The organism is Enterococcus sp. 3H8_DIV0648, from assembly GCF_002140655.1.
In the GTDB taxonomy this organism is placed as follows: Bacteria; Bacillota; Bacilli; order Lactobacillales; family Enterococcaceae; genus Enterococcus_A; species Enterococcus_A hulanensis.
Window position 1 is genome coordinate 1 of record NZ_NGLG01000002.1, and the last position, 10,716, is coordinate 10,716.

A 10,716-nucleotide genomic window follows, 5' to 3' on the forward strand; every position below is an offset into this window, starting at 1 on the left:
AACCCCATTGGAATGCCTTCTTTCGCAGTTTTATGATAGTTAAATTATACCATTGTTCTATCTATAAAAGCGCTTGTCATAAGACTTTTGACACCTGAATCTATAAAGTAAGTATAAAATTTTCAGATGAATAAATCGCTTTGTAGCGGGTATATCCATGTCTGGCTTCACGAACTAGCTTTATCGGCAATAAGCAAAAATATTTCGAAATTTGAGAAGCAATTTAGAAATATTTTGGTCTTATTGCTCAAAAGCTGAGCGAGTTCGCGAAGCCTTTCTTAATGTGGATGGAAGGATTCGAACCTACACCTCGTTTTAAATGAAACAAACCGTCGTTTTAAGTCCCACTTCTGAGTTTAAACACCAAGTTCATCCACACCAAGAGTGTACGTCGGCTAGCTTATAGAAAGCTTAACTAGAGGATAAGAAATGGTAAAGTGTTTAAAATAAAAAGGGAAACGATTCGAATCGTTGTTTTAACTAATCATACTTCTCAACTTCTGCTTTTTCCTGCTCAAAATCTATAAACAATTGAAAGCCGTGATCGTCTTGGTCTTGATCCCAGATTTCGACTAGTTTAGGAACTATTTCAATCAAGATTTCACTATCTTTATGGGGATAGGCATTGTAGCTTTTTTCCCAGTATTTTTGATACAGATTTTGAAAAGACTGATCTGCTTGCTCAACGACTAAGCCGTGATTGACGGCGATACCTTCGATTTGAACGCCCCAGTAGCAAATCGCTACTTGTGGATTTTCGAGTAATTGCTTGGTTTTACGGAAATTTTGATCTGTTTTAAATAGGATTTTTTCGTCATGAATGATGACACTGACATTTCGCACCATGACGTGGTCGTTTAAGCTTGTGGCCAACGCCATAATTTTTTTCCGCCCCAGCTTTTTATAAAACTGCGTGATTGCCTCTTGAAATTCCATTATAAAAACTCCCGTCTGAGAAAAATTGCCCGCAAGCGGTCTAAAGAAAAATAGACGATCGCGGTGGTCACACCATACTTGATTAGGTTAAAGGGGATAATCCCGATCACGACTAATTTCCAGACACTGTCTACCATTGGATTGACGGCCTGAGTCATGGCGATAATGGCGTCCATCGACAAACCGTACAGTTTGGTATAAAACGGGATAATAAAATAAACATTTGATAGACAAGCCACAAAAGTCACAACAGCTGTGCCGGTTAACATGCCCTTTAGCGCTGAGCCTTTGTTCGTTGTACGCTGATAAATCAAACCAGCCGGTAAAATAAAACTAACACTCAAAAGAAAATTTTGGATTTCTCCGGTAAACATCGAAGCAGTACCAACGGTAGCCAGTTTGATCAGGAGTTTGATCAGTACGATGAAGATCCCTGAAACAGGACCTAACAGAAAGGTTCCCAATAATTCTGGTACACCGGCCAAATCGAAATCCATAAAGGGCGGCATAAACGGCAGCGGGAACTTGAAGAGCATCAACACGTAGGAGAGAGCACCAAAAATCGCGATCATTACTAGCTTTCTTGCAGTAAATTTCATTTCAACACACCTTTCTTGAAACATAAAAAAGAACCTTACAACAACATTTGCAAGGCACAGTCAAAGTAGAAAAAGGGTGTATCGATTCGTCAAATAGCGTTTGTTATCTGAACGATCAACAAACACACGCTTTTCTTCTTCCATCCAGACTGTACTGTCGGTCTCAGAATTGCACTGAGTCAGCCAAAAAAGGCTCGCGGACTATCACCGCCGGTCGGGAATTAAACCCTGCCCTGAAGAACTTATTGTGTTTATTTTCACATGACTTTAAAAAAATTGCAAGCGTTTTTTAGATTGCCTGCAAATAAAACGGTGCTTCATTGAATAGGAGAACTAGCGATAAATCATATTCCAATACGCATCACGAATTTTTACTTCATGGACTTTTTCCCAGCCTTCTTTTTCATAAAAGGCCAGAGCTGGGGTGTTCCGTGACAAGCATTTTAATTTTAACGGCCGAGTCAACTGTTGTTTTGCTTTTTCCAAAAGCAGGTGACCAGCTCCCTGACCTTTAAAGCTGCTGTCGACAAATAAGCAATGAATGAAATTATCTGGCACGTATAAAGAAATAAAGCCGATGATCGTCTGTTGGGATTCTGCGACAAAGATGAGTTCGTCCTCAGTATCACGATCAAAATCTTCTATATGCATCAGCTCCGGATCATCCCAATAAAAAGTTTCTCGCCGACTTTTGAGATAGAGCTGCCGTAATCTTGGCTTATCATGTGTTGTCATTTCACGAATCTGTATCAAATAAACCCTCCTTTTGCTGATTATTTAAAGTGAATTTTATCATTTTTTTGGCAAATCGCAATGATTAAGGCAGGAGCTTTTTTCGAATTAGGTACTAGAAAAACTCCTACTAAATGACTAGCTGAAAAATGGTTCTTTTGACCTATGACGAAACATCGGAGCTTCGGCATAATATAGTCATAAGATAAAAACACATCGCAAGTTGGAAAACAAAAGGAGAAATTTAAAATGATGAAAAAAATGACGAAATCACAAAACGATCGGGTATTAACGGGTACATTAGCAGGAATCGCAGAATATTTTGGAATTGATCCAACATTTGCACGGGTAATCTATGTCCTTATGAGTTTCTTCTTGATCGGCTCACCGATTATCCTTTACATTTTATTGATGCTGGTTGTGCCAAATGCAGAAAGCACTCATCAAAACCATGCAGCCTACGGATATTCTGCTGGCAATGGAGAAAACGAATTCTAAATTTTAAAATTATCAGGAATCCAACTCCTGTTTTGAATAGATCATTTCACTTTCTTAAAACGCCCTCGCTTAGTAGCAGGAGAGCGATCGATCATGGCTTTTCATTACCAAGAAATTTGCACATTGGGCAGTCTGTATCAGCATCACTTTCAGTCTTTGGCGAGACTAATAGTGATGCTTTTTCTTTCTAAAAGAACTAGTTGACACCGTTTGCAGACGTGTGCTATTCTTAATTCAATTAATAAGGATTGTAACTCTTTGAGGCATTACCTTTAAAAACAAGCAGAAACTGGTTGTTTTTTTGGCGCCTCAAAGAGTTTTTTATTTTTTCAATGAAAGGACAAGAAAAATGTTCGAGCGATTTAAGAAAAAGAAAGCAGATCCGCAGCTCTATGCTCCGGTAAATGGTCAGTGTATTTCTTTAGAGCAAGTGAAGGACCCAGTGTTTCAAAGCAAAATGATGGGTGAGGGTACGGCCTTTATTCTTGAGGATGATACGATCTACGCGCCCTGTGATGGAGAAATCTCGATGATCGCAGTGACCAAGCATGCGATTGGATTAACAGCCGACAACAAGGCAGATGTGTTGATCCATGTTGGACTTGATACGGTAAATCTAAATGGAAAAGGTTTTTCTATTTATAAACAAAGTGGTGATAAAGTAAAACGCGGCGAAGCGCTGCTTAAAGTCGATCGTTCATTGATGGAAAGTGAGAATATCGACTTGACTACGCCGATGGTAGTTACTAACAGCAGCGAATTTCAATTGACTATTGTTAATCAAGACTTTAAGGTCGCTAAGGGAGAATCCGTCGTCATTACCTGTGAATAAGTGAAAGGAGCAGCATGCACATGAAAGTTATCAAAAAAATTAATAACAACGTGGCCGTCTGTCTTGATAATAACGATCATGAGCTGATTGCTTTTGGCAAAGGGATCGGGTTTCCCAAAATGCCTTATGTTTTGGAGAATCTGGCGGGGATTGATCGAACCTTTTATGGGATCAATGACTCCTATTTTGAGCTGATTCAGGAAATCCCGGAGGAAATCATCGAATTGACGGCTAGAATCGTTGATATTGCACGGAATTATCTGAACTGTAATTTGAATGACAACATTACATTTACCTTGGCAGATCATATCAATTTTGCGATTGATCGGCAAAAGAAGAAAATGGTTTTTAATTATCCGATGGCACATGACCTGCAGTATTTCTATCAGCAGGAGATGGAGATGGGGGAGATTGCGGTCAATATGATTGCCAAAGAGCTGCATATTTCTCTGCCAAAGGAAGAAGCAGCGAGCATTGCGGTGCATTTAATGAATGCAAAAGTAGCAGATGAGCAGATGGTTCATTATGAGAACCACCAAGCAGCAGTCGATGATATCACGAAGATCGTGGAGCGAGAGCTGCAGATCACGATCGAAAAAAAGGATTTTAATTACTCTAGGTTTGCGACGCACCTGCTTTATCTACTAAAAAGAAAAGATAACGGCGATGAGATTTCTAGTGAAAACAAAAAGCTGTATCGAGATATGACGAAGGAATTTCCCAAAATTTACGCCTGTGTTCTAAAAATCAGTGACTACATCACGACAACACTTCACTGGCGCCCCAGTGAAGAAGAATTGATCTACCTGATGCTACATTTAAATCGATTATATGCAAGAATGGATTGTAACCAGTAATGGGCATTACCAGTGCAGATAAAAGCAGAGGCTTTTGTTTGTGCTGGTTTTTATTTTTCGAAAAAGCTGATCAGCTAAAATGTTTAAGCGAATTAACCACTTAATGAACTAAGGAGGAATAAAGATGAACAAGGAAGAATTAGCAAAAGAGATTATAGATAATATTGGCGGAAAAGAAAATGTCACTCATGTCGGTCATTGTATGACAAGATTACGTTTTAACCTTAAAGATAAGAGTGCTGTTGCCATTGATCCGATTAAAAACCTGGATGGCGTGATGGGAGTTCAGTTTTCAGGCGGACAATTTCAGATCATTATTGGACCAGGGGTTGAAGATCTTTATGAAACGTTAGTGAAACTGGGGGATTTTGGAGAGCAGCAAGGCCAAACGATTAAGTCGAATCCCGAGCCTGCTGCCAAAAAGGAACGTTTTTCATTTAAAACTATTTTAGATAAAATGATGGATACTATCGCAGGCTGTTTGACCCCGATTTTGCCGATCTTGATTGTCGCAGGTCTGATTAAAATGATGGCTGCGTTAGTTGGACCATCCATGTTAAATCTGGCGGGTGAATCCAGCGATATTTATCGCTTGCTAACGTTTGTGGGCGATGCAGGCTTCTATTATTTCCCTGTTTTTGTGGGACTTTCAGGAGCTAAGAAATTTGGCAGCAATCAGATGATCGCGCTCTTGATGGGCGTAATCTTGGTTCATCCTACTTTTGTTGAGATCGTGGCTTCTGGAGAGCCATTCAGTGTTTTTGGTATTCCAATGACACCTTCTAGCTACTCGTCAACGGTGATTCCAATGATTTTGATTACTTGGGTCATGTCCTATGTAGAAAAATATTTGAAACGATTTATTCCGACGGCGCTTTCGACGCTGCTTGTTCCGCTTTTGACGGTGCTGATCATGTTGCCATTAGGACTTTGTCTGTTGGGACCGTTGGGGACGATCATAGGTTTAGGATTAGGCAATGGATTGATTTTATTAAGGGAACTCTTTGGACCTTTTGGTGTAGCTATTATTGGGGCTTTGTATTTGCCGATTGTGGCTACAGGCATGCATTTGCCGCTTATTGCTACAGCCTTAATGTCAATCACGACGCTGGGATACGACAACACCGTCTTAGTTGGCGCACTTGTTACGGTTTATACCAGTTTGGCGATTAGCTTAGGATTTATGTTGAAGTCAAAAGATCCCCAGAAAAGAAGTTTAGGATTAAGCTGTTTTGTTTCTCAAAGTCTCGGCGGTGTGGGTGAGCCGACTCTTTTCGGAATCCAGTTCCGCTATAAACGAACAATTATTTACTCAATGCTGGGTGCGTTTGCCGGATCGCTTTATGCGGGCTTTATGAATTGTGCGGTGTATTTTGTTGGAGCTTCAAACTTCATGGCGGCCTTGGGCTACACTGGCGGAGCTAGTTCAGGCATCTTTCATGGAGTGATCGCTTGTGGGATTGGCTTTGTTGTCACATTTACGTTGATTATGGTCTTCGGCTATGAGCCGAAAGCGGCTGTCAGTAAGGAAGAAAGCGAGCCGTCTGTAATTCAAGAATTATCAGAGGAACAATAATTTTAAATAGAAGGAAAGGAAGACGATATGCTAATTCAAGAAGTTATTGAAGGAATCGAGCGTTACTATGGCGGGATCGGTTTTGATGGTCAAACCATAGACGATCAAACCACTCGTGACCAAATTCTTTATGGAGATGCGGCACAAGTTTGCACTGGAATCGTAACTACCTGTTGGGCAAGTGCAGCGGTCATCCAAGAAGCGAAGGCAAAAGGAGCCAATTTGATTATTTGTCATGAAGCATTATTTTGGAATCACGGCGATCGGACAGATTGGCTAGCTGAGACGAAAAACGAAACCTTTTTGCAGAAAAAAGCACTGCTGGATGATGGCGGGATAGTCGTTTGGCGAAACCATGATTATATTCATTCAGGGATTCCATTAGACGACGGCAGTTATGCGGACGGAATCTTTTACGGATTGATTCAAGAGCTGGGATGGGAGGCGTATGCGGATCGTTCATATCATTTAGAAGTGCTGCTGAATTTTCCGGAAACGACTGTGTCGGCGATCGGGAAAGAATTGATTGAAAAATTACGGCTAAACGGCGCAAAGGTAATCGGCAGGCTGGACACAAAAGTTCGCAAAGTCCTAATCTATGGTCATGTAGTTGGTGACGATAATGAGTTGATTAAAAGGCTGGAACAAGAAGAGATTGACCTCTTGATCACGATGGAGCTTTTTGATTTTACTGCAAGTGAGTATGTTGAAGACAGCAGCCTGCTACTTGCCAACAAAGCAATTTTGACTTTGGGGCATTTTAACACCGAAGAGCCTGGGATGAAGTATATGCTGCATTATCTAAGTGAGATAGTTGGGACAGATATGCCTACCTATTTTGTTCAATCTGGGGACATGTATCACTATTTGACCTAATTTTGCAGGAAAAGAGGGGAAAAGATGAAAAAGATCATTGTACGGGCAGACGATCTCGGCTATTCTGAAGCAGTTAATTACGGGATCGCGAAAACGGTTAGACAAGGAATCATCAATAATGTCAGTCTTATGGTTAATCTTCCTGCGGCAAACCAAGGCTATCAATTGTTTGCGAATAGTCCTTGCTGTTTAGGGCTGCATGTGAATATCAGCAGTGGAAAACCATTATCAGCTGCTGAATCCATTCCAACTTTAGTTGAAGGAACAGTATTCAAAAAATCATCGGTCTATAATCAGGCAAAAACGGATGTTGTCGCTTTCGAGGAAGCTGTGCAAGAAGTGCAAAAGCAGCTGGAGCGTTTTAGAGAATTAACCGGAGCTGATCCTGCTTATCTGGATATTCATGCAGTGCTCAGTCCTAATTTTATTGAAGCGGCTAAGAGGATTGCAGATCAAAATGGTCTTCCCTTTATTGGGATTCCTTCTGAAAAGGGAATGGCGATCAATCATCAACAGATCAAGCTGGAAATTGCTGCTGGTGAAAATGAAACGGAGCTGCTGCAGTTCTTCAAAAAGACGGTAGAGGATCAAGGTCAAACCGTGTCGTTACTGGTTTATCATCCCGGATTTATTGATGCGGTCCTCATCAGAAATTCTTCCTTAGTAAACAAACGTGTTTTTGAGACCTCTTTTTTAACCAGCAAAGAGTTGATCGATTACATTCAAGAAAATGACATTCATTTATTGAAGCTGACAGATATTTAGTGAACCAGAAATCAGGTGTTTCGCAAAGCAAATTGCGGAACACCTTTTTTGCGGAGGGATGTATTAATTTTTTCTGATCAAGAAAACTAGAAAAACTCCTGCCAAATGACTAGACAAAAAATCAGTCTTTCGCCCTATGACGAATCAAAGCAGTTTCGGCATAATATAGACATAAGATAAAAACACAGCGCAATTGAAAATAAGAATAAACAAAATTTAGGGTAGATAGGTTTTTTCGAAATTAGTATTTTGGGAAAATTAAAGGAGAGAATGATCATGATGAAAAAAATGACGAAATCACAAAACAATCGAGTATTAACGGGTGCATTAGCAGGAATCGCAGAATACTTTGGAATTGATCCGACTATTGCGCGTGTAGCGTTTGTCTTCAGCTGCTTTTTCTTAGAGGGAGCACCAATTTTACTGTATGTTCTATTAGCAGTGCTTATGCCAAAAGCAGGTAGCAGCAAGCAAACATACGAAAAAACTTATACGCATTCGACAAATGGTGAACCTAAACAGGCAGAATCAACTTCTGATGATGCATGGAGTGACTTTTAGGATAGAAAACAACGATTGATTACTGTCAGTCTTACAATAGAGCGAAAGGGTGAACTGCCAAAAAAGCGGTCCACTCTTTTTTCATGGATGCAGAAATTTTTCGATACTTCGAAAGACTTGGCTAAAAGATAGTCCTTTCGACCCATGACGAACGAAAAATGTTTGTGCATAATAGAAACATAGAACAATTCGTTGAGGAGCGATTAACATGAACGAACGGGAAAAAATATTAGAATCAATCAAAAAAGGCATCCTTTCACCAGAAGAAGGATTAGATTTGTTAGAAAGTCTTGGATTAAAAGATACAGAGACAAAAACGGAAGAAACGTCAGAACCACAAGCTGAGAACATAACCGAACCTGAAACAACATCAGAACCCGAAACAACCGAACCAGAAAAAGCGGTTGAATCGGAAGAAGAATTTGAGGTTGAAGAAACACCAGAAACCGAAGCGGCGTCGGATTTTGAAGATCCTGCAGCATTTGACGAAGTACCCGAACAAGAGTATGAAGAAAAAATCATTTCAGAAGAAGTGCCAGACTTTAATGAAGAACCAGCACAGGAACCTGAATTGGAAGCCGAACCAACCGAAATCAAGCATGAGGAAAAGCAGCCAGCGGACAGTGTTGCCAGCATGATTGATGAATGGGAAAACAAGGCGGAGCCTGAACCAGAGGAAACCGATCCGGTCAGATCAAAAATCGATGAGTTCGATCTTGCGTTGCAAACGAAAATAGAAACTCTTCGAGTGAAAAAAGAAGAGTTTAGAGAACTAAACCTTGAGGCTGAACTAGGGATTATCTCATCCGAGAATGAAGCATTATATAATCAAATGAAAATCGAATTGAAGGAACTCGAAGAAGAGATCGAATTATTAAAGCACGAAAGAAAAGCAATCGATGAAGACCTGTTCGCTTCCCCGGAAAGACCATATGTATCCGATGGATTTTTTGAAGTGCCGGATGATTTTGAAGAACAAAAATACCGTCCAATGGATCGCCCGCAAGTCGAGCCGAATGATTGGGCCAGTCGAATTGGCCGGGTGGTGAACCGAGCGGCGAAGACTGTTACCGATACGGTAAACAATAGCGATTTTGATTTAAAGAAAATTAATCAGAAATTTTACGGAACCGCCAAGACCCACTTTAGTCATCAATTTACCTTTGAAGATATTGATGCGCAGACAATTGATATCAAGCTGGCTAAAGGAAAAGTGATCTTGAAAACCTGGGAAGATGAAACCATCAACGATGTTAAAGTAGAGGCAACAGTGTCACTGCTTGGTCAAATGGAAGAACCAGACCCAATCGATGCTTTCTTGGAGCGCAGCCGCATCGATGTGAATAACTACCAAATCTTATTCCATGTGCCAAATAAAAGAGTCGATGCTAAGCTGACGTTCTATTTACCAAAACGTCAGTACAATAACTTGTCACTTCGTTTATTAAATGGGGACTTGATGATTGAAGAGCTTTCAGCGAAAAATTCATCGATCAAAACCACCAACGGAACAATCTTGATTAAGGAACTGGATGCTTCGATGCTGGAATTTGAAGGAGTAAACAACGAGATTGAAATTCGGGAAGGTCAGATTTTAGATGCATCGATCGAGACCGTTACCGGAACGATCATCGCAAGAGCGGACATCGTACGATCAGAGTATTCGTTGATCAATGGTGATATCAAAGTAACCGCTAAGAATAATAATTTGAAAAAACTTGAGGCGCAATCAGTCAACGGCGATGTGAAAGTGTCGTTGCCGCAAACAATCGGGATAGAAGGTTCCGCTAAAACAGGAATCGGAACCATCAACTATCGATTTGCCAATTGTGAAACCGTTCAAGAACGCAGCGGCAATACACAAAAAGTATTACATTTTCAACGGGCGGCAGAAAATGCTGCACAAATCGAAGTTTCTTCTAAGGCAGGCAGCATTTACTTAAAGGACTTCGATAAATAGAAGGGAACGACTAAAATGAGAAAACGAATGACGAAATCACACACAAATCGCATGTTAACAGGAACGATTGCAGGGATTGCGGAATATTTTGAGATTGATCCAACAATTGCACGCGTTATCTTTGTTTTCCTGAACCTCGTATTAGTAGGGACACCGATTTTCTTTTATATATTGTTAGTACTGATTGTTCCAAAAGGGAACAGCGGTGAGAGTGCTTATCGCGAAAACTACGAACGCCCTAGAAGAACGAAGGCGCAGCGCAGGCGAGCTGACATAGAAGAAGAGGAAAATTGGAGCGATTTCTAATTTAACAGCGTCGGTTTAATGACGAAACATAAAGTAATCAGACATTTCTAATTTTTAGGAATGTCTTTTTTTGTGCGGGACAGGACGAGTTGTTATGTTAATGAGAATTTGCTGAATTACAGCTATAATCATTTATCAAATTAATTTCTAATAATCAAGAAATCATTAATGAGAATTCAATCGTATATAAGTTAGATAAGTTGAATTTAATAATGTTG

Annotated in this window: 12 protein-coding genes and 1 riboswitch; of the genes, 9 read left to right on the forward strand and 3 right to left on the reverse strand. The window is 40.2% G+C overall.

Going from position 1 to position 10,716, the window contains the following annotated elements; genetic code table 11:
* Nucleotides 1-480: 480 nt before the first annotated feature.
* The 3 genes from A5875_RS16460 to A5875_RS16470 form a co-directional block, all read right to left on the reverse strand.
* On the reverse strand, nucleotides 481-936 hold the full coding sequence (locus A5875_RS16460) for a pyridoxamine 5'-phosphate oxidase family protein (RefSeq protein WP_088934714.1): 456 nt from the start codon (nucleotides 934-936) through the stop codon (nucleotides 481-483).
* Nucleotides 936-1,535 carry an ECF transporter S component gene (locus A5875_RS16465; protein WP_088934715.1) on the reverse strand — a complete coding sequence of 200 codons (600 nt, stop codon included), beginning with the start codon at nucleotides 1,533-1,535 and terminating at the stop codon, nucleotides 936-938. Before A5875_RS16465 ends, A5875_RS16460 begins: the two co-directional genes overlap by 1 nt.
* 128 nt (nucleotides 1,536-1,663) lie before the next feature.
* A riboswitch (FMN riboswitch) is annotated at nucleotides 1,664-1,780 on the reverse strand.
* Nucleotides 1,781-1,868: 88 nt separating this feature from the next.
* Nucleotides 1,869-2,288 (reverse strand): GNAT family N-acetyltransferase, encoded by a 420-nt coding sequence (locus A5875_RS16470; protein WP_088934716.1) that lies wholly within the window; start codon nucleotides 2,286-2,288, stop codon nucleotides 1,869-1,871.
* A 228-nt stretch (nucleotides 2,289-2,516) separates the two neighbouring features.
* On the opposite strand from A5875_RS16470, the gene A5875_RS16475 reads away from it, so the two are divergent.
* The 9 genes from A5875_RS16475 (at nucleotide 2,517) to A5875_RS16515 (ending at nucleotide 10,498) form a co-directional block, all read left to right on the forward strand.
* Complete coding sequence (locus A5875_RS16475; protein WP_088934717.1) at nucleotides 2,517-2,765, forward strand: PspC domain-containing protein; 249 nt, start codon at nucleotides 2,517-2,519, stop codon at nucleotides 2,763-2,765.
* 349 nt (nucleotides 2,766-3,114) lie between these two features.
* A complete protein-coding gene (locus A5875_RS16480; RefSeq protein WP_088934718.1) occupies nucleotides 3,115-3,597 on the forward strand; it encodes a PTS sugar transporter subunit IIA in 483 nt (160 codons plus the stop codon).
* A 20-nt stretch (nucleotides 3,598-3,617) separates the two neighbouring features.
* Nucleotides 3,618-4,454, forward strand: coding sequence for a PRD domain-containing protein (locus A5875_RS16485; protein ID WP_088934719.1), 837 nt, complete (start codon nucleotides 3,618-3,620; stop codon nucleotides 4,452-4,454).
* 124 nt (nucleotides 4,455-4,578) lie between these two features.
* Nucleotides 4,579-6,030: a PTS transporter subunit EIIC gene (locus A5875_RS16490; protein WP_088934720.1), complete on the forward strand. Its 1,452-nt coding sequence runs from the start codon at nucleotides 4,579-4,581 to the stop codon at nucleotides 6,028-6,030.
* Nucleotides 6,031-6,057: 27 nt separating this feature from the next.
* Nucleotides 6,058-6,906: a Nif3-like dinuclear metal center hexameric protein gene (locus A5875_RS16495; RefSeq protein WP_088934721.1), complete on the forward strand. Its 849-nt coding sequence runs from the start codon at nucleotides 6,058-6,060 to the stop codon at nucleotides 6,904-6,906.
* A 24-nt stretch (nucleotides 6,907-6,930) separates the two neighbouring features.
* Entirely contained in the window at nucleotides 6,931-7,671 is a 741-nt protein-coding gene (locus A5875_RS16500; protein WP_088934722.1) for a ChbG/HpnK family deacetylase, read from the forward strand.
* 276 nt (nucleotides 7,672-7,947) lie between these two features.
* Nucleotides 7,948-8,232 carry a PspC domain-containing protein gene (locus A5875_RS16505; RefSeq protein ID WP_242551201.1) on the forward strand — a complete coding sequence of 95 codons (285 nt, stop codon included), beginning with the start codon at nucleotides 7,948-7,950 and terminating at the stop codon, nucleotides 8,230-8,232.
* Between the two features lie 208 nt (nucleotides 8,233-8,440).
* Entirely contained in the window at nucleotides 8,441-10,192 is a 1,752-nt protein-coding gene (gene liaX / locus A5875_RS16510) for a daptomycin-sensing surface protein LiaX (protein WP_088934723.1), read from the forward strand.
* A gap of 27 nt (nucleotides 10,193-10,219) precedes the next feature.
* The gene (locus A5875_RS16515; RefSeq protein ID WP_441316224.1) at nucleotides 10,220-10,498 is read left to right on the forward strand and encodes a PspC domain-containing protein; all 279 of its coding nucleotides are present in this window, start codon (nucleotides 10,220-10,222) and stop codon (nucleotides 10,496-10,498) included.
* The last annotated feature ends 218 nt before the right edge of the window (nucleotides 10,499-10,716 follow it).

Coding starts and splice junctions, on each gene's coding strand:
- A5875_RS16515 (WP_441316224.1), top strand. CDS start 10,220: ATGACGAAATCACACACAAATCGCATGTTAACAGGAACGATTGCAGGG.
- A5875_RS16475 (WP_088934717.1), top strand. CDS start 2,517: ATGATGAAAAAAATGACGAAATCACAAAACGATCGGGTATTAACGGGT.
- A5875_RS16505 (WP_242551201.1), top strand. CDS start 7,948: ATGATGAAAAAAATGACGAAATCACAAAACAATCGAGTATTAACGGGT.
- A5875_RS16480 (WP_088934718.1), top strand. CDS start 3,115: ATGTTCGAGCGATTTAAGAAAAAGAAAGCAGATCCGCAGCTCTATGCT.
- A5875_RS16490 (WP_088934720.1), top strand. CDS start 4,579: ATGAACAAGGAAGAATTAGCAAAAGAGATTATAGATAATATTGGCGGA.
- liaX (WP_088934723.1), top strand. CDS start 8,441: ATGAACGAACGGGAAAAAATATTAGAATCAATCAAAAAAGGCATCCTT.
- A5875_RS16460 (WP_088934714.1), bottom strand. CDS start 936: ATGGAATTTCAAGAGGCAATCACGCAGTTTTATAAAAAGCTGGGGCGG.
- A5875_RS16485 (WP_088934719.1), top strand. CDS start 3,618: ATGAAAGTTATCAAAAAAATTAATAACAACGTGGCCGTCTGTCTTGAT.
- A5875_RS16500 (WP_088934722.1), top strand. CDS start 6,931: ATGAAAAAGATCATTGTACGGGCAGACGATCTCGGCTATTCTGAAGCA.
- A5875_RS16495 (WP_088934721.1), top strand. CDS start 6,058: ATGCTAATTCAAGAAGTTATTGAAGGAATCGAGCGTTACTATGGCGGG.
- A5875_RS16465 (WP_088934715.1), bottom strand. CDS start 1,535: ATGAAATTTACTGCAAGAAAGCTAGTAATGATCGCGATTTTTGGTGCT.